Here is a 25,744-nt window from a genome sequence, read left to right as displayed (position 1 = left end):
ACAACAGGGCAAACCAGCAGTGGAAACCACGCCACAGCCGCAGCCAAAACGGCCGACTCGGATCCCCAGGCTCGGGATGGGGCGGCACCCAGCCGTGGGCCAGATCATCCATGGCCTGCAGGCCTGGAGTGGCCGCCACCGCCAGCGTGCGGCAAGCACTGCCAATAGTCGAAATGCAGCTGGAATTGCTGGCTCAAGCGGCCCCAGAAGCCCCGCAGCCCGGCGGGAATCCCGCGGCGGTTGGCCAACGGCAACAGCAGTTGTTCTGGATAGTTGCCGGCGCCATCCGCCAGCCCCACCACGGCCAAGGGATTCACCCCGGCAAAACAGAGCCAGTCGTCGGCGGAGCTCCAATCCCGCCAGGGCAGACGGGGCTGCTCCAGCAGCTGGGCCAGATCGGCGCGAAAGGGGCTGGCGGCGGGCAACAGGGCCAGGTGTGGAATGTTGTGGCCGAGGGTGAGCAACGACAGCCGCTGCACCAGCGCTGCCGCCTCCGGCCGGCGCCGCAACTCGGCCGCCAGCATCACCGCCACAAAGCTGCCGCAGCTGTGGCCCACCAGCTCCAGCTCCGCGGCGGGACACCGCTGCTCCAGGGCCACGATCTGGTCGGCCCACACCCGCAGCCGCTGCGGCAGCTCCGGCACCCGCTCCTCCGCCAGCCGGTGGGTGAAGCGCAGGGTGCGAAATAGCCAGCCCACCGCCACACGCTCAGCCAGCTGCCAGCCCAGCACCAACACCACCCCAGCCGCGCTCAGCGCCCACCAGACCCCGCCAATCCCGCCGGCCAACCAGGCCGCAGCCCACGCCAGCGCCGCCAGCAGCAACACCACCAACACCGGATAGAGGCCGGTGAACGCTGCACCTGGTGCCAGGCGGGCCACCTGAGGGAATCCCCCACTGCCCAGGTACCACTTGTAGAGACCCCAACCGTCTACCAAGAGGGCAAGGGGCTGGCGCGGCCAATGGCGGCGGGCGATGTCATCCCAGTGGAGGCACACCAGCTCCTCGCCGGCCAACTCGGCCGCAGCACCAGCTGGCTCCAGCGGCCAGCGGCTCAGCCATCCCTGCTGCCTCGGCCGGGCGCCAATAGGAAACACCTGCTTGAGCAGGCGATGCAGGGGAGCAGCACCGCGCGGATCAAAGCCTGAAAGCACATACAGTCTTTGCGCCACAACGGCGGATAAACTGGCTATGGCAGCCGTGCTTTCGGCAGCAGCGCTGCACATCGCTGCTGCGATGCCTCACACGTCTGCATGGGCGATCTCGGGAGATGATGCGAAGGTACGCAGCGCGCCTGCTGCACATCCGCAGGATGCAAAGGCTGCATGGAGCCATGCACTAACCCAAGCGCCGCCCGGCGTCAGCCTGCGGGGCAGCCGCGGCCGCTATCTGGGCAGTGTGTTCGTGCCCGTTTCAGCGCAGAAGGCCTGGAGCCTGCTCACCAACTACAGCCAGCTGCCGAGCGTGGTGCCCGACATCAAGCGGGTGCGTGTGCTGAGCCGGCAGGGCAACCGGGTGGAAGTGGAGCAGGTGTATCAGGCGCCCTACACCTTTGGTCTGCCGATTCAAGCCCGGTTGCTGTTCGAGGAACAGGCCCCGCGCACCCTCAGCTACAGCCTGCTGCAGGCCGATCAGATCCGCCGCCTGCAGGGGAGCTGGACCGTGGTGCCCGCCCAGGGTGGGGTGGTGTTGCAACACCGGATCGAGCTCGAGCCCAACCTGCCTGCGGCCCTGCTGCCCAGCTACTACGCGCTCAACGAAACCAGCCTGCGGCAGGCGCTCGAATCTCTGCGCCGGGCGCTGCTGCGCGGCTGACGTGCCATTGCCCGCCCTGCCGTCGCAGCGCGTAGCAGCTGCCGCGCCATTCCACCTGTTGCGCGCAGGCCGCCCTCAAGGTGGCAGGCCATAGATGAGTTGCGTGAGGGCGACCCAAAGCGGCAACGCCAGCAGCTGTCGCGGCGCTGGCTGCCCAAGGGCTCGGCCCAAGCTCCACAGCAGCCCAGCCCACAGCAGATCCGTCGTCAGCAAGGCTGCCAGCAAGGCTCCCTTGGGCGCCGGCGCCATCGCCCATAGCCCCGGCAGCTGCCCGAGCCCTAGCAGCAAAACGGCCACGAGCGATAGGGTGCTGGTGGCAACAGCATGCGCCGCCAGCCAGGGCCAGGCCGGATGGTGCAGACGAACGAGCAGCAGCTGCCGGCTGATCCAGCGCTCGAGTGCGGGCAGGTCGTGCCAGCGCAGATCCTCGCAGTCGCAGGAGAGCAACTGGGGCAGCAGCCCGTAGCGCCAGCCCGCCTGGTGCAGATGGTTCAGCAGGGGCGTGTCTTCGCAGAGGGACGTGCGCAGCTGGCTGAGCCAGCCAGTGGTGGTGAGCAGCTCGCGGCGCAGGGCCAGCGACCCGGCCCAGGGCACCTGCATCCACCCCATCAGCAGCAGCGCACCCGCATTCCAGATCGCCCGCACCTGCCCCACGCCGCTGCCCGTTGCCGGCGCATACCAGCGGTTGCCCGACACCGCCCCCACTCCCGGCTGGAGGCAAGCGGCCACCAGCTCGCTTAGCCAATTGGTGCCAATCGCCGCATCCCCGTCCACCAAAGCCACCACCAGCGTGGAGGGATCCAGGGCTGCAAACGCCTGCAACAACGAAGCGCATTTGCGCGATGCGGCGCCCTGGGGATCGGCCAACGCCGTCAGCCGCGCCTCCTGCCAGCTGGCCTGCGGCCCTCGGTGCGCCAGGGCCCTCTCCACCACCAGCCAGGCCCCATCGGTCGAGGAATCCACCACCACCTGCAACCGCCAGGGGCCTGCGTAGCTCTGCGTTGCCAGGGATCGCACCAGATCCGGCAAGGCCGGATCGGCGCCCCGTAGGCAGAGCACCACCTCCGCTGCTGGCCAGCTGGAGGGTGCAGCCAGGGCCGCGCGCACAGGGCTTGGGGCGCTGCCCCGCAGAAAGGGCCAGGCCAGGCGCAGGTGCAAGACGACCAACCCAGCCATGAGGGCCGCCACCAGCCATGCAACGCCCTCCAACCCGCCCGGCTGCAACGCCATCAATCGAGCAACCCCTGCAGCACCTGCTGGGGATGGCAGCGCAAGCGTTCGGCGGCAAAGCGCCGCCGCCGCGCGGCGTAGGCCTCCGGATCATCCAGCCACTGGTGCACCACGGTCACCAGCTGCCCTGGGGAGCGCACCGAGGTGTCGAGGCCCCGGGCCGCGAAGTAGCGCGGTGCCAGCAGCTCCTGGGGCATGGTGCTGCCGTAGCGGTTGAAAATCAGCGGGCACCCCATCACCAGCGCCTCAGTGGCCGTGCGGGCACCGGGGCGGGCCACCATCGCCCAGGCTCGCCGATACAGCTCCGCCATCGCCGCGGCGTCCTGAAACCCCCGCACCTCCAACTCCAGCTGGGGATGGGCCAAACCCCAGGCGAGCAGGGAGCTGCGCGCTGATTGCCGCCGGCCGCACAGCGCCACCACCCGCATGCCCAGCCAGGGGCAACAGCAGCTCCAACAGGGCCGTGTGGTTGTTGGCCCCATTGGCGCCACTGCCCAACACCAACACCGGCAGCCCAGCCGGGGGTTCCGCGGGCGCCACTGGCCCCTGGTGGAAGGCGGGATAAAGCAGCGGGCCCAGGCCTTGCAAGCGCTGAGCCGGCAGGCGCCGCCAGACGTGCTGGTGCGCCACGTGGCGGTCCACCTCCGGGGTGAGCGTCCAGAAGCGATCGCAGGCCAGGCTGATCCAGTTGCGGCTGAAGCCGAAGCCTCCATCCAGTTCGGTGCAACAGGTGATGCAGCGCAGTTGTGGGCCGAGCACCCGCTTGGCCAGATCGAAGTGACCTCGGTTGAGATGGGGGTGGGTGGCGATCAGCACATCGGGCCGAAAGCGGCGCAGCAACCGGGCGGTGTAAGCCCTGCCAAAGATCACCGTGCGGGGTTTGATCAGGTCTTCCCACTCCGCCAGGCGCCAATAGCCCTGCATCAACCAGGGGGCCCTCTTCTGGATCCAGTTGTAGAAGCTCACCCCCAACCGCATCATCACGCTGGCGTTTTTAAGCAGGTGCTCCACCAGCACCTCTGTTTCCGGACGGCTTTGCTGGATCCACTGCTGCAGCGCATAGGCCGCCGAGTCGTGGGCCGTGCCTGCGCTCGAGGTGATGATCAGCACGCGCAAGGGGACGGGCTTCGGCAGGGTCATCGGTTGCACCTCATCGCAGCCAGGGCACCACGGCCAACAGCAGGGCTCCCACCGCTGCCAACGCAAATGCTTCTGCCTGTCCTTCCGCCAGTGCGGGCCGGAACACGCCATCCACCAGCAATCCAGCGCTGAGCAGGCCCAGCAAGCGGGCCAACCATTCGCCCCCAAAGCGCGCAGCAAAACAGCGGGGCTGATCCATGGGCGCAATCAATCGCTGCCAGCGACCCTGCACGGCAGCCAACACAATCGGAACCGCAGCAGTAAACGTCACCACACCCCAACTCCAGAGGAGCGGTAACTGGGTGATGCCAGGCAGGGCTGCACCCAGCAACATCAGCCCCTGCCACCCCAGCAGGGCAGGCACGAGCAACCGACGATCACCCAACCGAAACCAAATCACCGTGCCACAGCCATAGGCCAGCCCATTGAGTAGCAGTGCCGGCATCAGCCAACCTGCTCCCAAGGCCATCAACACCCACGCTGGGAAGACCACCTCGGTGCAGGCCAGCACAAACGAAAGCGCCATCGAAGTGCTCAGCAACCCTCGGCTGCGCCGACCCTGCCAAAGCTGCTGAACCGTGCTCCACATGGGTGGTTGCTGCCTCGGTGAGTGCCTGCGGCCGCTCGGGGCACCGATCCAGGGCGGCACGTTCACCAGGGCCACACATCCCATGCCGATCAGAAAGCTGAAGGCATCGAGACCCACCACTGCTGCGACCCCACCCGTCGCCACAACTGCAGCCCCAAGGGCAGGAGCGGAGAGTTGCACCAGCGCATCACTGGTCACCAGCCAGCCGTTCACCTGCGGCAGTTTTGGGGGAGGCACCACAACGGGCAGCAGGGTGGCAAGCGCCAACACAAGAACGGCTTCTGCTGCGGCTGCCAAAGCCAACAGTGGCAGCAAGCTGACCGGAGGCCATCGAGCCCAAACCAGCAGCGCTGCCATCGAGAGGGTCGCCACTGCAGCTATCGCATTGGCGGTGAGCAACACCACGCGCCAGGGCCAATGAAGAAGGCGCGGTGCGATCTAAGGAAGGATGGCTGTCTTGGACAGCTGCACCGCCACGGCCACAACAACCAACGGTTGCAAGGTTTGCTGCTGTTGCAACAGCCAGACCCCCAATCCATACAGGCTGGCTTGGGTGCCGAGATTGGAGAGCACTTGCCCGCCCCAAATCCACGGCAGAGGAAGGCGTGCCGTTGGGAGAAGGCAACTCACGTGGTGTCTTTGCGTGTGCCGCGGAGCAGAAGGCTGATCTGCTTGCGGTTCGGCTTCATCTCAACCTGGTTGGTGCAACCGCTGTTCACCTTGAAGTTGCTGTTCAAGGGCCCCTGGGTGGAGAGGCATAGTTTGCAGTAGCTCTTGGCTTTCAGCAGGGTCCTTCACAACGCCACGGGGATGGCGCTGCCATGGTGCCGAGGCGGGCCGGGGTTATGCGCCAGAGGCTCCTAACCTTCTGCCCGTTGCAGCACCGGCCGATGGCCTTGGGGGCCCTGCTCTGGGATGTCGATGGCACCCTGGCGGAGACGGAGCGCGACGGCCATCGCCTCGCCTTCAACCGGGCTTTCGCGGAGCTGGGATTGCCCCTGCACTGGGATGGGCTGCGCTACGGCGAGCTGCTGGCCATCAGCGGCGGCCGCGAACGCATTGCCGCCGCCCTGGCGGAGCTGCAGGGGGCCCCGCCCGAGGCCGCGCTGGTGGCCGATCTGCAGGCCCGCAAGCAACGCCATTACGCCGCCCTGGTGGGTGCCGGTGAGCTGCAGCTGCGCCCTGGTGTTGCGGAGCTGATCGCCGCGGTGCATGCCGCCGGTCTGCCCCAGGCGATCGTCACCACCAGCGGCCGCTTGGCCGTGGCCGCCCTGGCCGAGCATCTGCTGGGTCCGTTGGCCCCCTGCTTCAGCGTCTGGGTGTGCGGCGACGATGTCGCCCGCAAGAAACCCGATCCCGAGGCCTACCAGCGCGCCCTGGTGCAGCTGGGATTGCCCCCCGGGGCGGCGCTGGCCCTGGAAGACTCCGGCAATGGCCTGGCAGCGGCCGATCAGGCCGGGGTGGCCTGCCTGCTGACGCTCAGCCATTACGGCAGCGCCGAACCGCCCGAGCGGTTCAGCCGGGCTCGGGCCGTGGTGACACAGCTGGGCAGCGGTGCCAGCGTGTTGTGGGGCCCTGCTTGCCAGGGCGGACAGATCACGCTCTCCTATCTGCAGGATCTGCTGGAGGCTCCACAGCTGTGACGCGCCTGCCCCTTCAGCGCACCCGCTTCAACCAAGCCCTGGAGCAGCTCGGAGCCCTGCTGCTCGGCAGCCTGCGCGGCAACTGGCGCCATCGCAGCACCGTGCTGCTAGCGCTGCTGCTGGGTTTCTACGCCGGCAGCAACGTCACCGCCTACGTGCTGTTGCTCATCCCCGGGGGGCGGCCCATGGCGGTGTTGCTGATGGTGCTGCTGGTGGAGCTGATCGTGCGCTTGCGGGGCCGGCTGGTGAAGACGGCGCCTGGCCTGGGCTGGCTGGTGGTTGACAACCTGCGCGTTGGGGCGGTGTATGCGGTGGTGCTGGAGGCCTTCAAACTCGGCACTTGATGGCCTCCCCTGCGCTGGATCCCAGCATTGATCCAGGCCTGGATCGCCACTGGCTTCAGCCGCTGATGGCGGAGCTCGTGCGCCTTGGAGCTGGCGGACAGCGGCCTGTGGTGGCCCTCAATGGACCGGTGGGCGCCGGCAAGAGCACCCTGGCGGCGCTTCTGCGTCAACGGGCTGCCGCTCGGGGCCTGAAGCTGGCTGTGGCCTCCATCGACGACTTTTACCTGCCCTGGGAGCCGCGCCGGCTGGCCCTGGCCGGCAATCCCTTCGGCGTCTCGCGGGTGCCTCCGGGCAGCCACGACGTCGCCTTGGCGCTGGCCTGCCTGCAGGCCTGGCGGGCTGGAGGCCCGTTGCACCTGCCACGGTTTGACAAAACCCTGCGCGGTGGCCAGGGCGACCGGGATGGGATCGACGGCCGTGAGGCTGAGGTGCTTCTGCTGGAAGGCTGGTTGCTGGGCTGCCGGCCGCTGGGGCCAACCCGGCTCCTGGAGCTTCAGGCCCATGGGGTGGCGGGCCTGAGCAGCGACGAACAAACGTGGCTATCCCGCTGGGATCAGGCCTTGGAGGCCTACCAGCCGCTCTGGGATCAATGCAGCCAGCTCTGGTTGCTGCGTCCGCAGTGGTGGCACCTGCCGCGCCGCTGGCGTTTTCAAGCAGAAGCCAGGCAACGCCGCCGTGGCGCTGCCTGGCTTCCATCCGATGCGCTCGAGCGGCTGGTGCGCTCCAGCCTCTGCTCGCTGCCCCCGGGTTACTACCAGGATCCTCTAATCCACAAAGCCGCTGGTTTGGCTGTCCTGGATGGACGCCGCCGCTGGTGTGGTGGCTGGATCAGGGATCAGAACGATCAGCTTTCGCCGTCGTCGCCCTCTTCATCCACGGGATAAACAAAGCCTTGGGCACGGCCACTCAGCACGGCCTTGCCGATCGAGAGCGCTTTCTGGGCCGCAACAGCAGCTTTGCCTTTCCAGGTGGCGTGGCGCTGATTGCGCTTGCCCTTGGAGGTTTTCTTCTTGGGAACAGCCATCCCCGCACACTCACTGCCAAACTAAGATCTTCCGTTGTCGCCTGGCCTTTCGTCAAATCGCTAAGCTCCTGCCAAAGCCTGAACTCAGTGAGCGACAGCCTTCCTCCGGACGCCTTCACTCCGGGAAGTCTTCCTCCGGGACGCCTGTCTTCAGGCAGTTCTGCTCCGGGCAATCCTCCTTCAGGCCCGCAGCCCTTTCGCTGGGACGCCCTGTCGGCCCGTGAACCGGTGCCCTCCTACAGCCAGCTGCTGAAGGATCTGCGGGCCGGCAAGGTCAAGGACCTGGAATTGTCGTTGCGCCAGCGCGAGGTGCAGGTGCGCTTCGAGGATGGCCGCCAGGCCTCCGTGCCGATGTTCAGCAACGACCAGCTGCTGCTGCGCACCGCCGAGCAGGCGAAGGTGCCGCTCACGGTGCGGGACGATCGCGCCGATGGGGCTTTGGCCGGTTTGGTGGCCAACGGCATGTTGGTGCTGTTGCTGCTCGGCGGCCTGGCGCTGCTGATCCGTCGCTCGGCCCAGGTGGCCAACCGGGCGATGGGATTTGGCAGCAGCAAGCCACGCCTCCAGGCCGATGGTGCTGTGACGGTGCGCTTTGAAGACGTGGCTGGCATCGCCGAAGCCAAAGAGGAGCTCCAGGAGGTGGTCACCTTCTTGAGGGAGCCCGATCGATTCACCGCAGTCGGCGCCAAGATTCCCAAGGGGGTGTTGCTGGTGGGGCCACCCGGCACCGGCAAAACCCTGCTGGCCCGAGCCATCGCCGGTGAGGCGGGGGTGCCCTTCTTCTCGATGGCCGCCTCCGAATTCGTCGAGATGTTCGTGGGTGTGGGGGCCAGTCGGGTGCGGGACCTGTTCCGCAAGGCCAAAGCCAAGGCGCCCTGCATCATTTTTATCGATGAGATCGATGCGGTCGGCCGCCAGCGGGGTGCTGGCATCGGCGGCGGCAACGACGAACGGGAGCAGACCCTCAACCAACTGCTCACCGAAATGGATGGCTTCGCCGACAACTCCGGCGTGATTCTGCTGGCCGCCACCAACCGCCCCGACGTGCTCGACGCTGCCCTGATGCGCCCAGGCCGCTTCGATCGCCGCATCACCGTCGACCTGCCCGACCGCCGCGGCCGCGAGGCGATCCTGGCGGTCCACGCCCGCAGCCGTCCGCTGGCGGCGGCGGTGTCGCTGTCGGCCTGGGCCAGCCGCACCCCGGGTTTCTCCGGAGCCGACCTCTCCAACCTGCTCAATGAGGCGGCCATCCTCACGGCCCGCCGCCACCAGAGCGAAATTGACGATGCCGCCATGGCCGGTGCCCTGGAGCGGATCACCATGGGCTTGTCAGCGGCACCCCTGCAGGACAGTGCCAAGAAGCGCTTGATTGCGTATCACGAAGTGGGCCATGCCCTGCTCGCCACCCTGGTGCCCCACGCCGATCCCCTCGACAAGGTGACCCTGCTGCCCCGGGCCGGTGGTGTTGGCGGCTTCGCCCGGATGATGCCCGATGAGGAGATTCTCGATTCCGGTCTGATCAGCAAGGCCTACCTCCGCGCCCGCCTGGTGGTCGCCCTCGGGGGGCGCGCCGCCGAGCTGGTGGTGTTCGGTCCTGGGGAAGTGACCCAGGGGGCCAGTGGCGATCTGGACATGGTGACGCGCATCGCCCGCGAGATGGTCACCCGCTATGGCTTCTCCAGCCTGGGTCCGGTGGCTCTGGAGGGGGATGGGGCGGAGGTGTTTCTGGGGCGCGACTGGTTGCGCTCGGAGCCCCACTACTCCCGGGAAACCGGTAATCGCATCGACGTCTTGGTGCGGGATCTGGCCCGCGGAGCCCTCGATCAGGCTGTGGGGTTGCTGGAAGCACGCCGCACCCTGATGGACGAGCTGGTGGAGTTGTTGATCCGGGAGGAAACCATTGAGGGCGAGGCTTTCCGGGCCGTGGTAGCCCGCTCAGCTGTCGCTGTGGATGCCGCCAGCAAAGCAGATGTCGAGGCTGCGCAAATAGGTGTGTAGGCCAGCGTCCTGAATCGGCAGCAGCCGGGCCAGGCGATTGCTGCTGTTGACGTGGGCGTGCCAGTGGCCCGGGGGGGTGATGAAGGCTCCGCCGGCTTGCCAGTCGATGCGGCGGGCATTGGCGATGGCGCCGCTGGCATCGAGCTCGGTGCCCACCAGCGTGTAGCAGCCAGGGTCGCAATCGATGATCAGATCCAGGGCCACCGATTGGTGCCGATGGGGAGGCTGAACCGCGCCGGGGGGCACAAGCCCGAGCATCGCCCAGAGGGTGTGGGTCACGGTGCGGCTCTGGGGCAGGTCGCTGTTGGCCAGCAGCAGGCTGAGGCGATTGCTGCGGGCGGCCGTGGGGTCGGCCAGCAGCTGGTCGAGTTCCTGCTGCAGCCAGGCGGCCGGGTAGTGGGCGGGCTCGAAACGGGCCTGGGTCGCCTCCACGCCGAGGTGGCTGAGCAGGGGGCCGTCGTGCACCCAATAGAGAACGCTGGTGTGCTCGGCCTGCAGCAGGGGGGCCTCCCCGGCGGGCAGCACGAACAGGTCGCCGGCGCCCCAGTGCAGGGCACGAGCCGCCCACTGCAGCTGCCCGGCGCCTTGGAGCACGTAGAAGAGGGAGCTGGTGGCGTTGGCGGCGGCATTCAGCCCCTCGCCGGCCTGGATTCGTAGGAAATGGGCCGCCAGAGCGGGGCTCGTGGCTGGGCCGCTGCAGCCGAGCTTGGCGCTGAGATCCAGGGAAATCACCGCCGTGGGGCCGCTCTGATGCAGCTCCGGCGACCACTGGTGGTAGCGGATCGGTTCGGTGAGGCCAGGGCGCACCGGGTTGGCGGCCTGGCGGTAATCGAACAGCTGGGCTTTGGCCTGCCAGCTGGACGCGCTGGCCTGGCTGGCTTCAACGGCGCGGTCGCCCGGTTGGATCGGGGCTTGGGTCATCGGAAACGCCTCCAAGCGAGATGGGCTAATGCTGTGGGATCCAACCTATTGAGCCCGACTTCAGCGCTGCCGTGCTGCTGCAGGGAGCACCGTTCGCGATTCAGCCGCCGGCCACCGCGGGCACGATCGACACCTCATCGCCGTCCTTGAGGGGCGTGTCCTGGTTGTCGAGGAAGCGGATGTCCTCGCTGTTGACGTACAGATTGAGAAAGCGGCGCAGCTTGCCGGCCTCATCGCAAAGGCGCCCCTTGATGCCGGGGTAGCGGCCCTCCAGTGCCTCGATCAGCCCATCAACGCTGCTGGCCTCGAGATCGACACTGGCCTCGTCGTTGGTGAACTTCTGCAGGGGAGTGGGGATCAGAACCTGAACGGCCATGGGCTGGATGGGAAGGAGGAGGAGGACGGTGTCAGTTGTGGTGCCGGCGATCAGGCCTGCTGGGCGGACTGGGCCTGGGCCCAGGCGGCTTTGAAGCTGTCGAGCTGGGCTTCGATCGTGTAGGGCGCGCCGATGCAGTCGGCCACTGCCTCTGTTGTCTTGAGGCCGTTGCCGGTGATGTAGGCCACGGTGCGCTCTTCGGGGTTGATCTTGCCCTGCTCCACCAGCTTCTTGAGCACCGCGATCGTGGTGCCGCCAGCGGTTTCGGTGAACACGCCCTCGGTTTCGGCGAGCAGCTTGATGCCCTCGATGATCTCGGCATCGCTGACGGCCGCGATCGAGCCGCCGGTCTTGTTGGCGATGTCGATGGCGTAGGGGCCGTCGGCCGGGTTGCCGATGGCGATCGATTTGGCGATGGTGTTGGGCTTCACCGGCGTGATGAAGTCGCGGCCCTCAGCGAAGGCCTGGGCGATCGGGCTGCAGCCCTCGGCCTGGGCACCGCTGAAGCGCACGGGCTTCTCATCGACCAGCCCGCACTTGATGAATTCATCAAAACCCTTGCGGATCTTGGTGAACAGCGACCCGGAGGCCAGCGGCGCCACGATGTGGTCGGGAAGCTCCCAGCCCAGCTGCTCGATTACTTCATAGCCGAGGGTTTTCGAGCCCTCGGAGTAGTAGGGGCGCAGGTTGATGTTGACGAAGCCCCAGCCGTAGGTGTTGGCCACTTCCGAGCACAGGCGATTCACCTGGTCGTAGTTGCCCTTCACCGCCATCAGGGTGGGGTTGTAGATCAGGGTGCCGAGCACCTTGCCCAGCTCCAGATCGCTGGGGATGAACACACAGCAATCAAGGCCGGCGTGGGCGGCGATGGCCGCGGTGGAATTGGCCAGGTTGCCGGTGGAGGCACAGCTCACCGTGGTGAAGCCCAGCTCGCGAGCGCGGGTGAGCGCCACCGACACCACTCGATCTTTAAACGAGAGCGTCGGCATGTTGACGCCGTCATTCTTGATGTAGAGGCTCTTGAGCCCCAGGCGCTTGGCCAGGTTGCCCGCCTTGAGCAGGGGCGTGAAGCCGGTGCCCACATCAATGGGATCGCCCTCGATCGGCAAAAATTCGCGGTAGCGCCAGATCGAGGCGGGGCCGGCTTCGATCGTGGCGCGGCTGACGCGGTTTTTGATGGCGTCGTAGTCGTAGACGACCTCCAGTGGGCCGAAGCAGACGTCTTCGCAGACGTGACGGGCACCGGCCTCATAGGGATGGCCGCATTCCTTGCAGCGCAGCCCGGTGAAGGTGGAGCGGGAGAGGGTGGCAGTCACAGTCACGCCCAGCGATCGAAGGAGGCTAACAGCGCTTCCAGGTGCGACGACTTAATCCCGATTGCAGAAGTCGGGTATTCATGGCCAGTGGTCCGAGCGCGTCTCGGGGCTTGCTGGGCTTGCTGTTGAGCCAGGGCTTCCTACCCTCGGCCGGTGCCCCGATCCCCCATGCTGAGGCGTTCCTCGCCCTCTGCTGTCCGCCAGGTGGCCTCCGTGGCCCTTGGTCTGGCCCTGCTGGCTGGTTTCACTGTGCTGGCGGCGCGCCTGTGGGTGGAGTGGCAATGGTTTGAGCAATTCGCCAAGGGGGAGGTGCTGCTGCACCGCTGGCTGTTGCAGTTGGCTGCGGCTGCCTTTGGCCTGGTGGTGGGCCTGGCTCAGCAGCGCTGGTTGATCCGGTTTTGGCGCCCTGCGCCGGCGGCTGCCCCGGAGCGGCGCTTCGCCCTGGCGCCCCTGCCCTATGCCGCCAGCCTGGTGGTGCTGGCCCTGGCCCAGTTGGTGCCGCTTGCTTTGCTGTTGCGGCTGGCCGAGCGCCTGATGGTCGACCCCTTCGATCCCCGCCGGTTGCACGGCCTCACCGTGCTCAGTGGCGTGTCGGCCCCGCTGCTGCTCCTGCTGGCGGGGCTGGCTGGGGCCCTGCTGGCCCGTCCCCGCACGGCCCCCCGGCTGGTGGCGGCGATGGCGTCGCTGGCTGCGGCCACGGCCCTGGGCAGGGCGTGGGGTCTGTGGTCGTTGGCCTTGCTCGCCCCGGACAGCGGCCTGCGCGAGCCCATGCTTCAGGCCGACATCGTCTTTGGGCTGGTGCGCTTTCCCGCCCTGGCCTTTGGTCTCACCCTGTTGATCGCCTTGGTGCTCTGCCACTTGGGGGCAGGGCTGTGGGGCATCGTGGCCCGCCCGCCCCAGCTCAGCGACGGTCGCTTCCACGGCTTCTCCGCTGCCCAGCTGTTGCGGCTGCGCTGGCCCCTGGCCTTGATGGCGTTGCTGGTGGCCTGCAGCTTCTGGCTCGGCCGCCACCAGCTCTTGCTCAGCACCGCCGGCAGCGTGCCGGGCGCCGGTTGGTTGGATGTGCACCTGGTGCTGCCCTTGCGCACCCTGGCCGCCGTGGTGGCTGTGCTCACCGCCGTGGCCCTGCTGCTTCCCCTGCCGCGGCAGGGGATCCGGGGGGGCCTTCTGCTTGGGGTGTCGCTGGCCCTGCTGCTGGTGCCGCTGCTGGAAGCCGCGCTCACTCCCGTGCTCCAGCTGTTGCTGGTCAAACCCCGGGAACTGCAGCTGGAAACCCCCTACCTGGCCCGTTCGATCCGGGCCACCCGGGCCGCGTTCCAGCTCGACGACATCAGCACCCGCTTTGTCAAACCGCGCTGCCGCCTCACCCGGGCCGATGTGCAGGCGGGCGATGCCACCCTGCGCAACATCCGGCTCTGGGACAGTCAGCCGTTGCTGTCCACCAACCGTCAGCTGCAACAACTGCGGGTCTATTACCGCTTTTCCGGGGCTGCGGTGGATCGCTACGGCCTCAGTGGCAACCCTGCGCTGGGGCGCCAACTGGTGATCATCACGGCACGGGAGCTCGATCAGGCGTCCCTGCCGCCTGCAGCACGCACCTGGCTCAACACCCACCTGGTGTTCACCCACGGCTACGGCTTTACCGTTTCACCGGTGAACACCAGCAGTCCTGATGGCCTGCCCGATTACTTCATCAGCGACCTGGGCGCGTCCACGCGGGTGCAGGGCAACAGCCAGCTCGGCATCACCACCGCCGATGTGCGCGCTGGCATTCCGATCGGCCAGCCCAGCCTCTACTTCGGGGCCCTGGTATCGCCCTACGCCCTCGCCCCCACCCGGGTGCAGGAGTTTGACTATCCCCAGGGGGATGAAAATTTCTACACCCACTACGCCGGGTCGGGCGGGGTGCCGATCGGCTCACCCTGGGGGCGGCTGGCCTCGGCGATCTACCTGGGGGAACCGAAGCTCTTGGTGCAGGGGGCGATCACGCCGCAGACCCGGCTGTTGCTGCGCCGCGAGGTGCGCGAGCGGTTGCGCACCCTGGCTCCGTTTGTGCGCTTCGAAGGCGATCCCGTTCTGGTGTCGGTGCAGCTGAAGGATCCTGGTCCCTTCGCCCCCAACCAGCACCAGTTCTGGATGGTGGAGGGCTTCACCACCAGCCGCAGCTATCCCTACAGCGCCGCGGTGCCGAGCGATCCCGATATCCGCTATCTGCGCAACTCGGTGAAGGCGCTGGTGGATGCCTACAACGGCACTGCCGTGCTCTACGTGGCGGATCAACGCGACCCGATCATCGCCGGCTGGCAGCGGCTGTTCCCGGGCCTGTTTCAGCCCCTTTCGGCCATGCCGGCGCCGCTGCAGAACCACATCCGCTACCCCCAGCGCCAGTTCGAGCTCCAAACCGCCCAGCTGCTCCGCTACCACGTCACCGATCCGCGGGTGTTTTACAGCGGCGACGACGTTTGGCAGGTGCCCAAGGAGCTCTATGGCCGCAGCCAGATCCCGGTGAAGCCCTATCACGTGAGTGCCCAGCTGGCTCCGGAGTTGCCACCCGAATTCCTGCTGTTGCAGCCCCTCACGCCCCTGGCCCGCCCCAATCTGGCGGCCTGGTTGGCGGCCCGCAGCGATGCGCCCAACTACGGCCAGTTGGTGCTGCTGCGCTTCCCCACCCAGACCCAGATTTTCGGTCCGGAGCAGGTGCAGGCCCTGATCAACCAGAACCCTCGCATCAGCCAGCAGTTTGGCTTGTGGGACCGGGCTGGATCGGAAGTGATCCAGGGCAACCTGCTGGTGGTGCCGGTGGGAGAGGCTCTGCTCTATGTGGAGCCGGTGTATCTCAAGGCTCGCAATGGTGGACTGCCCACCCTCACCCGCGTGGTGGTGAGTGATGGAAGCCGGGTGGCGATGGACACCACCCTCGAGAAAGCGATCGAGGCCCTGCTGGACCCCCGCCGCTCCCTCCCGACCTTCCCCAGCCCAGCTGAAACAACCACCCCCTGACGCCATAAAAATGGGCCCCTTTCGGGGCCCATGCTGTTGTTGGAGACAGGCCGGATGGCCCAGCTGCCAGGTTGATCAGGCGGCTGTTGAGCTCAAGCAGCCACGGCGGTTTTGGGGTCGAGTTCGCCCTTGGCGTACAGACCGGCGTAGTAGTTGATGTCGCGCTGCTTGATCTTGCTGGCGTTGCCGGCACACCAGAATTGCTGGTAGCGATCCAGGCACACCTGCTTCATGTACTGCCGGGCCGGCTTGTTGAAGTGGCGGGGATCGAAGTTGGCGGGATCCTTGAAGGCGGCTTCCCGCACGGCGGCGGTGAAGGCCAGGCGGTTGTCGGTGTCGATGTTCACCTTGCGCACGCCGTTGCGGATGCCCTCCTGGATTTCCTCCACGGGCACGCCGTAGGTCTCTGGGATGGCACCGCCGAACTTGTTGATCATGTCCAGCCACTCCTGGGGCACCGAGGAGGAGCCGTGCATCACCAGGTGGGTGTTGGGGATCGCCTTGTGGATCTCGGCGATGCGGCTGATGGCCAGCACTTCACCGGTGGGCTTGCGGGTGAACTTGTAGGCGCCGTGGCTGGTGCCGATGGCGATCGCCAGGGCATCCACTTTGGTTTTGGCCACGAAGTCAGCGGCTTCGGCGGGGTCGGTGAGCAGCTGGCTGTGGTCGAGCTTGCCCTCGAAGCCGTGGCCGTCCTCGGCCTCGCCCATGCCGGTTTCCAGGGAGCCCAGGCAACCCAGCTCACCCTCGACGCTGACGCCGATGGCGTGGGCCACGTCCACCACTTCCTTGGTGACAGCCACGTTGTACTCGTAGCTGGCGGGTGTCTTGGCGTCGGCCATCAGCGAGCCATCCATCATCACCGAGGTGAAGCCGTTGGCGGCGGCACCGAAGCAGGTGGCGGGGCTGTTGCCGTGGTCCTGGTGCATCACCACCGGGATGTCGGGATAGGTTTCCACCGCAGCCAGGATCAGGTGGCGCAGGAAGTTTTCACCGGCGTACTGGCGCGCGCCCCGGGAGGCCTGCAGAATCACCGGAGAGTCGGTTTCGTAGGCCGCCTCCATGATCGACTGCACCTGCTCCAGGTTGTTCACGTTGAAGGCAGGGATGCCATAGCCGTTCTCAGCGGCATGGTCGAGCAGCAGCCGAAGCGGAACGAGCGCCATGGGAAAACCTCTCGGGGTCGAAAGTTGGGACTGGGGGGGAGTCTAGGGGATGCCCTTTGGCCGAAAACGGCGCTAGCTGCCTGACTGGCGGGCCCAGTCGCAGCAGTGTTGGCTGCGCACCGCTTCGCCAAGGCCAGGCACCATCGGCCGGCCTTCCCGGACCGCGGCACTCCACCAGCTGTGAATTCGCTCCACGGGGGCAATCCGGCCGTCGGACCAGGTGCGGGCGAAGCTCCAGCGGGCGTCGGCATCGACCGGCCGCAAGGGCTCCCCCGCCTGGGACTGCCACAGCCCGAAGCCATGAACGTAGTCGGCCTGGTTGTCGGAGCCGAGCACGGCGGTGCCGTCACGGCCGTAGAGCTCCAGCCAGCAGCCCCTTCCTCGGCGGGCTACCGAGGCCAGATTCAATTGGGCCGGCACCCGTTGCCCCTGGTGGGTTTCCAGTTCGAGCTGCACCAGGGCGATGTCTTCGGCATCGACGCTGGCCAGCCGGCCGCTGCCATCGGCCAGCGGCCGCTCCCGGATGGCCGTGCTCAGCTGGGCCTGCAGGGAATGGGTGGGTCCCACCAGCCAGTGCAGGGTGTCGAAGGCATGGGTGCCGAGGGCGCCCAGCACGCCGCCACCTTCGGCGGCCTGGGAATACCAGCTCCAGGGGCGGGAGGAGTCGGCGCGGCTGCCCATCAGCCAGTCAAATTTCACCAGCACCAGCTCCCCCAGGCTGCCGCTCTCCAGCAGGGCTGCCAGTTGCTGAAACAGGGGCACGGCCCGGTATTCAAAGTCGACCGCCACGGTGAGGCCCCGTTGCAAGGCCAGGCGCTGCAGGCTCTCCACCTGCTCGGCGCAGAGGGCCACGGGCTTCTCCAGCAGCAGATGCTTGCCGGCCTCCAGGGCCCGTCGGGCCAGATCAAAGCGGGGTGCCGGGGGGGTGGCGATCACGATCGCCTCCACTGCGGGGTTGGCCAGCAGGGCGTCGAAGTCGCTGGTGCCGGGCAGCTCGGCGCTGCGGCAGGCGGCCTCCAGCCGCTGCGCCCTGGGGTGCCAGAGGGCCACCGGCGTGGCGCCGGGGCAAGCGCGCAGGGCCGGCAGATGCACCGCCTCGCCAAAGCCCAGGCCCGCAATGGCCACGCCCAGGGGTTTGGTCATGACAGGGCCTCAGGGGCGGCGGCACACACCTCGCCGATCACGCTGGCGATCAGGGAGTCTCCGGCGGCTGGTTGCCACTCGGCCCCGAACTGGGGCAGGCCGTTGATCGAGGTGTCGCGGAACAGTGCCTGGCCGCAATCGATCTCCATCACGTAAAGATCACTCACTGGGCGGGGCTTGTCCTCAGTGGCGGCGGGCTGAAATCGGCTCAGCACCGACACATTGCCGCTGCGGCTGCGCCGCAGGCTGCCGCCGTCCCACCACTGGCGTCCCTCGCTGGTGGTGGCCACTTCGTGCCAGTCCACGGGGCCAGCCAGTGCAGGGTCAGCTGCGCCCATGAACAGCGCCACCAGCAGCACCAGGGCTGCGATTCGGGACACCATCGTGGAGATGATCTGTTTCACGCCAGCAACTGTTTCACGCCAGGTTGCTCAAGCGGGCACCGTTTCGCGGCAGCCGTGCATCTTCAGCAGGCTGGCCAAGGTGGCCTTGAAGGTGGTGCGCTCGACGATGGCGTCCACGAAGCCGTGGTCGCGCAGGTATTCAGCGGTCTGGAAGCCGTCGGGGAGTTTTTCGCGCAGGGTCTGCTCGATCACCCGGCGGCCGGCAAAACCGATCAGGGCTTTGGGTTCGGCCAGGATCAGATCGCCCAGCATCGCGAAGCTGGCGGTGACCCCACCGGTGGTGGGGTAGGTGAGCAGGGGCATGTAGAGCAGCTCGGCCTCGCGGTGGCGCTCCAGAGCGCCGGAGATCTTGGCCATCTGCATCAGGCTGAGCATGCCCTCCTGCATGCGGGCGCCGCCGGAGGCGCACACGATCAGCACTGGGACGCGGCGTGCCGTGGACGTTTCGATCAGCCGGGTGAGTTTCTCGCCCACCACCGAACCCATCGAGCCGCCCATGAAGCGGAAATCCATCACCCCCAGGGCCAGGGGCAGTCCGCTGGTGCGGCACAGCCCCGTGATCACCGCGTCTCTCAGGCCGGTGCTCTGCTGGCTGTCGCGGATGCGGTCGGCGTAGCTGCGGCGGTCCTTGAAGGCCAGCGGGTCGGTGGGCGCCATGGCGCTGTCGAGCGGTTCAAAGCTGCCCGGATCGGCGATCAACGCGATGCGCTCTTCGCTGTCGATGCGGTTGTGGTGGCCGCATCCTTTGCAGACGCTGGCATTGGCCACCAGATCCTTGCGATACACCACCAGCCCGCATTCCGGGCATTTGCTCCAGAGGCCATCGCCTTCCTCCACGTCCTGGGTGACCCGGACGGTTGGTGCATTTTTCTGGCGATCCGCAAACCAGTCGAACAACGACATGCGATCTCGGGGGGCAGTGGGCCTGGCGATGGACCTATTTAAGGCGCTTCACCACACCAGCCCCAGCGCAGCAAGCCAGACGTCGTGGCCCAGCAGCCACACGGCGGCCCCGCCAGCGGCCAGGAAAGGCCCAAACGGAAAGGGCTGGTGCTTGCCGAGCCGGCCACTGAGACGGCCGATGCTGCCCACCACGGCGCCACTGAACACCGCCAGGATCACCGTGAGCCCCAGGCCGGTCAGCCCGAGCCAGGCTCCAAGGAGGGCGGCCAGCTTGGCGTCCCCCAGTCCCAGGGCCGGCTTGCCGATCGCCTTCTGGGCCAGGGCGCTGACCGCCTCAAAGCCCACCAGCCCAACACCAGAGGCCACCAGGTGGTGGAACAGCAGCTCGCGGCCCACGCCCGCGTCCTGCTGGAAGCCGATCAGGGCCGTCACCGCCAGGCCGAGCACCAGGCCGATGCGGCAGAGGGGCTCCGGCAGCCAGAGGCGATCGAGGTCGATCAGCACCAGGGGGATCAGCCAGCTGAGCAGCAACCAGCCCGCCGCTACCAGCAGCCAGGGCTGGGGTTGGGGGCCCATGGCGCTAGGGCGGGCCAGCAGCGCCGCCACCCACAGACCGGCACAGAGCAGTTCCACCAGGGGGTAACGGATCGCGATCGGGGCGCCGCAGTAGCCGCAGCGGGCCCGCAGCAGCAACCAGCCGAGCACAGGCACGTTTTCGCTCCAGCGCAGCCGGCTGCCGCAGTGGGGGCAATGGCTGGGGGGCAGCACGATCGATTCTTCCCGCGGCAGGCGCCAGGCCACCACGTTGAGAAAACTGCCGACGCAGGCCCCGAGCAGGGCCGCCAGCAGCGGCAGGGCTGGAAAGCTGGACAGAAGTGGAGCCGTGGCGCTCAAGCGGACCTCAGGCGGGAGGCATGGAGGAAGGTTTGCGGGGCAGGCGCAAGCGGGATCCGCCGCTGCGGCCCAGCCGGCCCCGGATCAGATCGATGGGCACAAAGTGTTCGTCCGGCAGTAGCACCGGCAGGTCGAACACCAGGCGGCCCTGGTTGCCGTGGAGCACCACACCGGCAGGATCCGCCCCCGCAGAGGCATTGTTGAGAGCCCGAAACAGCACCCGCCGTGCCGCCTGAATCACCAGCTGGCTGTTGATCTGATCGAGACGAAGTCCGGGAGCCGCCTTGGCGGAGGCCCCCGGAATCAGAAACGACGGCGCCGAGGTCTGTGGTTGATCCGCCTGGTGGTGTTCCACACGGGGTGGATTCGTGGGTGTGGCGAAGGAAATCGGCCTCACCAGAACGAATTGCAGTCCCAGACTAAAGGCTGCAGATGCAATCAGGCCAGCTTCTTCTTCTCTTCGATCATGCGGTGGATGATCGGGGTGAGGATCAACTCCATGGCAAAGCCCATCTTGCCGCCGTTCACCACGATTGAGGTGGGTGTGGACATGAAGGAACCGTTGATCACGTTGAGCAGGTAAGGGAAGTCAATCCCCCACTTGTCGCGGGCCACCTTGCGGATGTGGATGATGACGAAACTCTCATCCGGGGTGGGGATGGTCTGGATGAAGAAGGGGTTGGAGGTGTCCACGGTGGGCACCCGCTGGAAGTTGATGTCGGTGAGGCTGAACTGTGGGCAGATGTGATTGATGTAATCCGGCATCCGGCGCAGGATCGTATCCACCGTGGCTTCAGCCGAGTAGCCGCGCTCCTGGTTGTCGCGGGCGATCTTCTGGATCCACTCCAGGTTGACGATCGGCACCACGCCGATCAGGAGATCCGCCAGATTGCGCAGGTTGCAGCCCTCGCCCACTACGCCGCCGTGCAGGCCCTCGTAGAAGAGCAGGTCGGTGTCGCCGGGAATCGGCTCCCAGGGGGTGAACTGACCAGGCTCCAGGTTGGTGCCGAGGCGGGCGTTGTGCTCAGCGGCCTCCTCAACGGAGTGCAGGTAGTAACGCTTCTCGCCGCCGCCGGTTTCGCCGTAGGTGCTGAACAGCTCTTCAAGCTTGTCGAAGCGGTTGGCGTCGGGACCGAAGTGGGAGAAGTTCTCGCCCTTGGCCACGGCAGCGGCCATCGCTTCCTTCATTGGGCCCCGCTCGTAGCGGTGGTAGCTGTCGCCCTCCACCACCGCCGGGGTGATCCCCTCACGCTTGAATATGTATTCGAAGGCGCGCTTGACGGTGCTGGTCCCAGCGCCGGAGGAACCGGTGACAGACACAACCGGGTGACGCTTCGACATGCGCGGGGATTCAAAAACCGACCGTGAGTTTGGCAGGTCGCCGGACCGATTCCCCCATCCCTGCGGTGAACCGTTGCAGGATCAGCCCTCCAGCGCTGCCAAGAGTTGTTCGCCCATGGCGCGGCAGCCCAGTTGGGTGCAGCCCTCGGCCATCAGGTCGCCGGTGCGGTAGCCGGCTGCCAGCACGCGATCCACCGCTGCTTCCAGATCGGCGGCAGCTGCCTGCTGCTGCAGGCCGATGCGCAGCAACATGGCGGCGCTGAGCACCATGGCCATCGGGTTGGCCTTGTCCTGCCCAGCGATGTCTGGCGCAGAACCGTGGATGGGCTCGAACAGGCCCGGACCGCTGGACCCCAGGGAGGCCGACGGCAGCATGCCGATCGAGCCGCTGAGCATGGCGGCCTCATCGCTGAGGATGTCGCCGAAGAGGTTGCTGGTGAGCAGCACGTCGAACTGGCGCGGGTTGCGCACCAGCTGCATGGCGGCGTTGTCGACATACATGTGGCTGACCTCCACGCCTGGGTGGTCGCTCGCCATCGCGTTGACCCGGTCGCGCCAGAGCTGGCTCACATCCAGCACGTTGGCCTTGTCGACGCTGCACAGGCGCCCGCCTCGCTGCATGGCCAGCTCAAATCCGACCTTGGCGATCCGATCGATTTCGTCATCGAAGTAGGCCATGGTGTTGAAGGCCCGCACCCGGCCTTCCGCTTCGACACGCCCCTTAGGGGTGCCGAAGTACACACCGCCGGTGAGTTCGCGCACCACCAGCAGGTCCACCCCCTCGATCACCTCGCGCTTCAGGGTGGAGGCGTCGATCAGGGCCGGAAGGATCTTGACGGGTCGCAGATTGGCGAACAGGCCCAACCCTGCCCGTAGCCCCAGCAGACCGGTTTCGGGGCGCTGCTCCCGGGGCAGGGTGTCGTATTGGGGGGAGCCGATGGCGGCCAGCAACACCGCATCGGCATGCCTGCAGGCCTCCAGGGTGCTCGCGGGCAGGGGCTCGCCGGTGGCATCGATGGCGGCGCCGCCCATGGGCTGCTCGTCGTAGGCGAGGTCAAAGCCATGCCGGGCACTCACCGCATCCAGCAGCTGCCGGGCCACTGCGGTGATCTCCGGTCCGATGCCATCGCCGGGGAGCAGGGTGATCCGGTAGCTGGTCGTCATGGTGGTGTGGGGGTGCCGCCGGCGGTGTTTAGGGCTGGCGGCGAGGCTAGGCGCTGGCTGGTTGCACCCCTGGCGGGCTCAGCTCTGCACGCGTTTCTCCAGTTGGCGCAAACTCTTGGCCAGCTCGGGCAGCTTGTTGAAGGCGGCCGAGCAGCGCAGCCAGAGGCGATTGGGGATGGCCGGATAGCCGCTCACCACTTCGCCGGCGGCCACCTCGCCATGCACGCCGGATTTGGAGGAGGCGATTGAGCGGTCGCCCATCACCGCCTTGTTGGCCAGCCCCACCTGGCCCGCCAGGATCACGCCGTTGCCCAGGCGAGCGCCACCGGCGATTCCCACCTGGGCTGCCAGGGCGCAGCCCTGGCCGGTGATCACGCCGTGGCCGATGTGCACCAGGTTGTCGATTTTGGTGCCGGCGCCGATGCGGGTTTCACCCACCGAGGGGCGATCCACCGTGCTGCCGCAACCCACCTCCACGCCGTCTTCGAGGATCACCTGGCCGGTCTGGGGCATCTTGCGCCAGCCGTTGGCGGTGGGCACAAAGCCGAAGCCCTCGCTGCCGATGACGGCGTTGGAGTGCACCACGCAGCCGCGGCCCAGGCGCGTGCCGGGCTGCAGCACAGCCCCGGCGTGGAGCTCGCAGCCCTCGCCAACCTGCACATCGTCGTAGAGCACCACCCGGGGGTGAAGGATGCAGCTGGCGCCGATCTGCACGTTGGCGCCGATCACCACCTGGGCTCCCACATGGGTGCCCATCCCCACGACGGCGCTGGGATCCACCACAGCGCTGGGGTGAATGCCGGAGGCCGGGCGGCTGCGGGGGTAGAGCGCCTCGAGGGCTTCGGCAAAGGCCAGCCTGGGATCGGCCAGGGCGACCCAGGCCAGGCCGCGATCCCTGGCCTCCTGTTGGAGAGCCTCGGCCTCCTCGCCCCGGACCGGAATCAGGACCGCACTGGCGCCACTGGCCTGCAAGGCCGCCGCCAGGGCATTCCCCGGTTCGAGGAAACTCAATTGGCCGCTCCCGGCCTGGTCGAGGGCGGCGGCACCGCGGATCTCGGGGTCGCCGGCCAGGTGGCGCGGGCTGGCATCAGTCACGTCGCTCAGATGGCTGAGCAGGTCGCTGAAGCGCATTCTAAGGGAGCCGTCCAGGCCGGATCGTAGGCCGGGCCTAGGAGCTGGTGAGCACGAGTTGGTCGCGGTGCACCACCTCCACGCCGGCGCGCCCCATCAGCTCCCGCAGCTCCGTGCTGCTGAGGGTGGCCAGCCCCCGGCCCAGCTCCCGGCCATCGCTGGCCAGCAGCCGCACGGCCTCGCGGCGGCCAAAGTCGCCCTCCACAGCCTTCACCCCCACGGCCAGCAGGGAGGCCCCCTGGCGGGTCAGGGCCTGTTCGGCGCCCGCATCGAGGTGCAGGCTTCCCTTGGGCAGCAGGGCATGGGCGAGCCAGCCCTTGCGGTCGGGCAGGGGGGTGGGGCTCGGCTGGAACACGGTGCCGACCCGCTCGCCAGCCAGGAGGGCATCGAGGACGGCGGGGTCGCGGCCGTCGGCCAGCCGCACGCGGATGCCGCTGGAGGTGGCGATGCGGGCGGCAGCCAGTTTGGTGGTCATGCCACCGGTGCCCCACTGGCCGCCACCGGTGGCCACGTTGTGCAGGCTGTCCAGCTCCGCCAGGTTGCGCACCTCCTCGATCGGCCGCGCCTCGGCATCGGTGCGGGGATCGCCGGAATAGAGCCGATCCACATCGGTGAGCAGCACCAGCTCGTCGGCGCCGATCGCCACCGCCACCAGGGCCGACAGGGTGTCGTTGTCGCCGAAGCGCAGCTCATCGGTGGCCAGGGTGTCGTTTTCGTTGACCACCGGCACCACCCCCCAGTCCAGCAGCTGCTCGAGGGTGCGGCAGGCGTTCTGGTAGCGACGCCGGGAGGCCAGATCGCCGCGGGTGAGCAGCACCTGGGCCACGGCCAGGCCCCGCACCGCGAACGCGTCTTGATACAGAGCCATCAGCCGCCCCTGGCCTACGGCGGCGGCGGCCTGCAGGGCCACCACCTCACTGGGTCTCTGGTCCATCTCCAGGGCGACGCAGCCCAGGCCCACGGCACCGCTGGTGACCAGGGCAATCGCGTCGCCACGGCGCTGCTGACGGCTCAGACTGGCCGCCAGATCAGCGATCACCGCCGCGGTGGGGCGATCACCGCTGCCCCGCAGCAGGCTGGTGCCCACCTTGATTACCCGGCGCATGGCGCTTTGCTCGTGTGCCATCAGCCCAGGGTCGTGCCGACCCAACGGGCCAGGCGCAGCTCCAGCTTCTGCAGCCGATCCCGCTGGCAGGGCTGGCCGAGCGGATCGATCGGCTTCACCAGCACGGTGAACAGCCCGAGCCGGTTGCCAGCAATCACATCGGTGAAGAGGCGATCACCGATCAGGGCCACTTCCTGGTGGGGCAGCTGCAGCTCGGCCAGCACCTTGCGCAGGGCGCTGCGTCGTGGTTTTCCCGCAGAGATGGTGTAGGGGAGGTCGAGCTGGGCCGCGACGGCTCCAATCCGTTTGCGGGAGGGGTTGTTGCTGAACAGGTGGATCGGCATGTGCTGCCGCGCCAGCCGCAGCCAGCGCAGGGCGCTGTCGGGCAGCTCTGCCTGGCGGCGGGGCAGCAGGGTGCGGTCGACATCGAGCACCAGGGCCCGGATCGGTTGGTCCAGCAGCTCCTGCAGGGGCAGCTCGGCCAAGGTGCATTCCCGCAGCCAGTTGGGGCGCAGCAACTGACGCAGCATCAGTCGTCGCCCTCCCGCTCCTCCAGCTCAGCCTCGATCCGGGGCTGGACCCGCTCAAACTCCTCGCCTTCCACCAGCACGGCACCGTTGCCGTCCATCCGGGCGACCACAAAGAAGGGATCGAGGGGGATGTAGAGCCCGTACTCCCGTTCGTCCACCAAGAAGCTCACCAGCAGTTCGTAGGTTTCCGAGTCGTCATCAGCGTCCTCGTCGTCGTCGAGCTCCTCGGGTTCGTCCAGTTCACCGCTCACGGTGAGGGTGACGGCCGAACGCACCAGGGTGAGGTCATGCTCCTGGAGCACCACATCGGCGACAGACAGGATCGGCTCGGTGGCATCGATCGTGTCGATCAGTTCCGGGTCTTCGTCGTCGTCCAGGCGGAACAGGCAGACCGGGGTGTCCACCGGGGTGAGCAGCACATAGTCGTGGCCGTCGAGGGGGATCAGCTGCTCGAGGAAGCAGAGCAGCTGGCGGCCGCGGCTGTCGTGCACGAGCACCGTGGGCACATCGGCGGAACTCTCCGAGGGGGGCTGGGAGGGGGCTTCGGGGCTCATGCAGGGGGCGCGT

General features: G+C 67.6%; 27 protein-coding genes. 6 read left to right on the top strand and 21 right to left on the bottom strand.

Annotation, left to right across the window (positions count from 1 at the left end; all coding sequences use genetic code 11):
- Positions 1–104 precede the first annotated feature (104 nt).
- Entirely contained in the window at positions 105–1,154 is a 1,050-nt protein-coding gene (locus KBY65_RS00835; RefSeq protein ID WP_255000128.1) for a hypothetical protein, read from the bottom strand.
- Between the two features lie 250 nt (positions 1,155–1,404).
- Here KBY65_RS00835 and KBY65_RS00830 point away from each other — a divergent pair, with 250 nt between their 5' ends.
- Positions 1,405–1,815 carry an SRPBCC family protein gene (locus tag KBY65_RS00830; RefSeq protein WP_255000126.1) on the top strand — a complete coding sequence of 137 codons (411 nt, stop codon included), beginning with the start codon at positions 1,405–1,407 and terminating at the stop codon, positions 1,813–1,815.
- Between the two features lie 75 nt (positions 1,816–1,890).
- Here KBY65_RS00830 and KBY65_RS00825 read toward each other — a convergent pair whose 3' ends face one another.
- From KBY65_RS00825 to KBY65_RS00810, 4 genes are read right to left on the bottom strand one after another with little or no spacing between them, the layout of a single operon-like run.
- Positions 1,891–3,045, bottom strand: a complete 1,155-nt coding sequence (locus tag KBY65_RS00825; RefSeq protein ID WP_255000124.1) for a glycosyltransferase — start codon at positions 3,043–3,045, stop codon at positions 1,891–1,893.
- Positions 3,045–3,356, bottom strand: a complete 312-nt coding sequence (locus KBY65_RS00820) for a glycosyltransferase (RefSeq protein ID WP_255000122.1) — start codon at positions 3,354–3,356, stop codon at positions 3,045–3,047. Before KBY65_RS00820 ends, KBY65_RS00825 begins: the two co-directional genes overlap by 1 nt.
- Positions 3,292–4,185, bottom strand: coding sequence for an MGDG synthase family glycosyltransferase (locus KBY65_RS00815; protein ID WP_255000121.1), 894 nt, complete (start codon positions 4,183–4,185; stop codon positions 3,292–3,294). Before KBY65_RS00815 ends, KBY65_RS00820 begins: the two co-directional genes overlap by 65 nt.
- Positions 4,186–4,195: 10 nt before the next feature.
- On the bottom strand, positions 4,196–5,077 hold the full coding sequence (locus KBY65_RS00810; RefSeq protein WP_255000120.1) for a hypothetical protein: 882 nt from the start codon (positions 5,075–5,077) through the stop codon (positions 4,196–4,198).
- Positions 5,078–5,664: 587 nt separating this feature from the next.
- On the opposite strand from KBY65_RS00810, the gene KBY65_RS00805 reads away from it, so the two are divergent.
- From KBY65_RS00805 to KBY65_RS00795, 3 genes are read left to right on the top strand one after another with little or no spacing between them, the layout of a single operon-like run.
- A complete protein-coding gene (locus KBY65_RS00805) occupies positions 5,665–6,417 on the top strand; it encodes an HAD-IA family hydrolase (protein ID WP_255000119.1) in 753 nt (250 codons plus the stop codon).
- Entirely contained in the window at positions 6,414–6,761 is a 348-nt protein-coding gene (locus KBY65_RS00800; RefSeq protein WP_094559274.1) for a DUF565 domain-containing protein, read from the top strand. Before KBY65_RS00805 ends, KBY65_RS00800 begins: the two co-directional genes overlap by 4 nt.
- Positions 6,761–7,645, top strand: coding sequence for a hypothetical protein (locus KBY65_RS00795; protein WP_255000117.1), 885 nt, complete (start codon positions 6,761–6,763; stop codon positions 7,643–7,645). The genes KBY65_RS00800 and KBY65_RS00795 overlap by 1 nt, the downstream gene beginning before the upstream one ends.
- Here KBY65_RS00795 and rpmF read toward each other — a convergent pair.
- Complete coding sequence (rpmF, locus tag KBY65_RS00790; protein ID WP_094559272.1) at positions 7,606–7,785, bottom strand: 50S ribosomal protein L32; 180 nt, start codon at positions 7,783–7,785, stop codon at positions 7,606–7,608. The two genes, KBY65_RS00795 and rpmF, sit on opposite strands and share 40 nt — an antisense overlap.
- Before the next feature lie 144 nt (positions 7,786–7,929).
- On the opposite strand from rpmF, the gene ftsH reads away from it, so the two are divergent.
- A complete protein-coding gene (ftsH, locus tag KBY65_RS00785; protein ID WP_409996606.1) occupies positions 7,930–9,783 on the top strand; it encodes an ATP-dependent zinc metalloprotease FtsH in 1,854 nt (617 codons plus the stop codon).
- Here ftsH and KBY65_RS00780 read toward each other — a convergent pair.
- From KBY65_RS00780 to thrC, 3 genes are all read right to left on the bottom strand, one after another.
- Complete coding sequence (locus tag KBY65_RS00780) at positions 9,721–10,704, bottom strand: cupin domain-containing protein (RefSeq protein ID WP_255000115.1); 984 nt, start codon at positions 10,702–10,704, stop codon at positions 9,721–9,723. The genes ftsH and KBY65_RS00780 overlap by 63 nt on opposite strands.
- Before the next feature lie 100 nt (positions 10,705–10,804).
- Complete coding sequence (locus KBY65_RS00775) at positions 10,805–11,080, bottom strand: MoaD/ThiS family protein (RefSeq protein ID WP_094559270.1); 276 nt, start codon at positions 11,078–11,080, stop codon at positions 10,805–10,807.
- 50 nt (positions 11,081–11,130) lie between these two features.
- A complete protein-coding gene (gene thrC / locus KBY65_RS00770) occupies positions 11,131–12,396 on the bottom strand; it encodes a threonine synthase (RefSeq protein ID WP_254987194.1) in 1,266 nt (421 codons plus the stop codon).
- Positions 12,397–12,600: 204 nt separating this feature from the next.
- Here thrC and KBY65_RS00765 point away from each other — a divergent pair, with 204 nt between their 5' ends.
- Positions 12,601–15,396 (top strand): UPF0182 family protein, encoded by a 2,796-nt coding sequence (locus tag KBY65_RS00765; RefSeq protein WP_255000114.1) that lies wholly within the window; start codon positions 12,601–12,603, stop codon positions 15,394–15,396.
- A gap of 92 nt (positions 15,397–15,488) precedes the next feature.
- Here the strand turns inward: KBY65_RS00765 and fba are convergent, their stop codons facing one another.
- The 12 genes from fba to KBY65_RS00705 form a co-directional block, all read right to left on the bottom strand.
- Entirely contained in the window at positions 15,489–16,562 is a 1,074-nt protein-coding gene (fba, locus tag KBY65_RS00760; protein ID WP_094559267.1) for a class II fructose-bisphosphate aldolase, read from the bottom strand.
- Positions 16,563–16,634: 72 nt separating this feature from the next.
- Positions 16,635–17,705, bottom strand: coding sequence for a Gfo/Idh/MocA family protein (locus tag KBY65_RS00755; protein WP_254987102.1), 1,071 nt, complete (start codon positions 17,703–17,705; stop codon positions 16,635–16,637).
- A complete protein-coding gene (locus tag KBY65_RS00750) occupies positions 17,702–18,088 on the bottom strand; it encodes a hypothetical protein (protein ID WP_255000112.1) in 387 nt (128 codons plus the stop codon). Before KBY65_RS00750 ends, KBY65_RS00755 begins: the two co-directional genes overlap by 4 nt.
- A gap of 48 nt (positions 18,089–18,136) precedes the next feature.
- Entirely contained in the window at positions 18,137–19,012 is an 876-nt protein-coding gene (gene accD, locus KBY65_RS00745; protein WP_094559265.1) for an acetyl-CoA carboxylase, carboxyltransferase subunit beta, read from the bottom strand.
- Positions 19,013–19,060: 48 nt separating this feature from the next.
- Positions 19,061–19,906, bottom strand: a complete 846-nt coding sequence (locus tag KBY65_RS00740; RefSeq protein ID WP_255000110.1) for a prepilin peptidase — start codon at positions 19,904–19,906, stop codon at positions 19,061–19,063.
- 7 nt (positions 19,907–19,913) lie between these two features.
- Positions 19,914–20,303: a hypothetical protein gene (locus KBY65_RS00735; RefSeq protein WP_255000109.1), complete on the bottom strand. Its 390-nt coding sequence runs from the start codon at positions 20,301–20,303 to the stop codon at positions 19,914–19,916.
- A gap of 41 nt (positions 20,304–20,344) precedes the next feature.
- Positions 20,345–21,247: a phosphoribulokinase gene (locus KBY65_RS00730; protein ID WP_255000108.1), complete on the bottom strand. Its 903-nt coding sequence runs from the start codon at positions 21,245–21,247 to the stop codon at positions 20,345–20,347.
- A gap of 81 nt (positions 21,248–21,328) precedes the next feature.
- Complete coding sequence (leuB, locus tag KBY65_RS00725) at positions 21,329–22,411, bottom strand: 3-isopropylmalate dehydrogenase (RefSeq protein WP_254987106.1); 1,083 nt, start codon at positions 22,409–22,411, stop codon at positions 21,329–21,331.
- Between the two features lie 78 nt (positions 22,412–22,489).
- Positions 22,490–23,542, bottom strand: coding sequence for a UDP-3-O-(3-hydroxymyristoyl)glucosamine N-acyltransferase (lpxD, locus tag KBY65_RS00720; protein WP_094559262.1), 1,053 nt, complete (start codon positions 23,540–23,542; stop codon positions 22,490–22,492).
- Positions 23,543–23,579: 37 nt separating this feature from the next.
- A complete protein-coding gene (proB, locus tag KBY65_RS00715) occupies positions 23,580–24,668 on the bottom strand; it encodes a glutamate 5-kinase (protein ID WP_233128412.1) in 1,089 nt (362 codons plus the stop codon).
- Entirely contained in the window at positions 24,668–25,177 is a 510-nt protein-coding gene (locus KBY65_RS00710; RefSeq protein WP_094559260.1) for a YqeG family HAD IIIA-type phosphatase, read from the bottom strand. The genes proB and KBY65_RS00710 overlap by 1 nt, the downstream gene beginning before the upstream one ends.
- Positions 25,177–25,731 carry a DUF3727 domain-containing protein gene (locus KBY65_RS00705; RefSeq protein ID WP_254993898.1) on the bottom strand — a complete coding sequence of 185 codons (555 nt, stop codon included), beginning with the start codon at positions 25,729–25,731 and terminating at the stop codon, positions 25,177–25,179. The genes KBY65_RS00710 and KBY65_RS00705 overlap by 1 nt, the downstream gene beginning before the upstream one ends.
- Positions 25,732–25,744: the final 13 nt, after the last annotated feature.

Source organism: Cyanobium sp. Alchichica 3B3-8F6 (assembly GCF_024346435.1).
GTDB lineage: Bacteria > Cyanobacteriota > Cyanobacteriia > PCC-6307 > Cyanobiaceae > Cyanobium_A.
Note: the sequence above shows the minus strand (reverse complement) of the source record. Positions and strands in the feature narration are given on the sequence as shown.

Coding starts and splice junctions, on each gene's coding strand:
- KBY65_RS00825 (WP_255000124.1), bottom strand. CDS start 3,045: ATGGCGTTGCAGCCGGGCGGGTTGGAGGGCGTTGCATGGCTGGTGGCG.
- KBY65_RS00820 (WP_255000122.1), bottom strand. CDS start 3,356: ATGGCGGAGCTGTATCGGCGAGCCTGGGCGATGGTGGCCCGCCCCGGT.
- KBY65_RS00815 (WP_255000121.1), bottom strand. CDS start 4,185: ATGACCCTGCCGAAGCCCGTCCCCTTGCGCGTGCTGATCATCACCTCG.
- KBY65_RS00805 (WP_255000119.1), top strand. CDS start 5,665: ATGGCCTTGGGGGCCCTGCTCTGGGATGTCGATGGCACCCTGGCGGAG.
- KBY65_RS00795 (WP_255000117.1), top strand. CDS start 6,761: ATGGCCTCCCCTGCGCTGGATCCCAGCATTGATCCAGGCCTGGATCGC.
- rpmF (WP_094559272.1), bottom strand. CDS start 7,785: ATGGCTGTTCCCAAGAAGAAAACCTCCAAGGGCAAGCGCAATCAGCGC.
- KBY65_RS00780 (WP_255000115.1), bottom strand. CDS start 10,704: ATGACCCAAGCCCCGATCCAACCGGGCGACCGCGCCGTTGAAGCCAGC.
- KBY65_RS00775 (WP_094559270.1), bottom strand. CDS start 11,080: ATGGCCGTTCAGGTTCTGATCCCCACTCCCCTGCAGAAGTTCACCAAC.
- fba (WP_094559267.1), bottom strand. CDS start 16,562: ATGGCGCTCGTTCCGCTTCGGCTGCTGCTCGACCATGCCGCTGAGAAC.
- KBY65_RS00755 (WP_254987102.1), bottom strand. CDS start 17,705: ATGACCAAACCCCTGGGCGTGGCCATTGCGGGCCTGGGCTTTGGCGAG.
- KBY65_RS00750 (WP_255000112.1), bottom strand. CDS start 18,088: ATGGTGTCCCGAATCGCAGCCCTGGTGCTGCTGGTGGCGCTGTTCATG.
- accD (WP_094559265.1), bottom strand. CDS start 19,012: ATGTCGTTGTTCGACTGGTTTGCGGATCGCCAGAAAAATGCACCAACC.
- KBY65_RS00730 (WP_255000108.1), bottom strand. CDS start 21,247: ATGTCGAAGCGTCACCCGGTTGTGTCTGTCACCGGTTCCTCCGGCGCT.
- leuB (WP_254987106.1), bottom strand. CDS start 22,411: ATGACGACCAGCTACCGGATCACCCTGCTCCCCGGCGATGGCATCGGA.
- lpxD (WP_094559262.1), bottom strand. CDS start 23,542: ATGCGCTTCAGCGACCTGCTCAGCCATCTGAGCGACGTGACTGATGCC.
- proB (WP_233128412.1), bottom strand. CDS start 24,668: ATGGCACACGAGCAAAGCGCCATGCGCCGGGTAATCAAGGTGGGCACC.
- KBY65_RS00710 (WP_094559260.1), bottom strand. CDS start 25,177: ATGCTGCGTCAGTTGCTGCGCCCCAACTGGCTGCGGGAATGCACCTTG.
- KBY65_RS00705 (WP_254993898.1), bottom strand. CDS start 25,731: ATGAGCCCCGAAGCCCCCTCCCAGCCCCCCTCGGAGAGTTCCGCCGAT.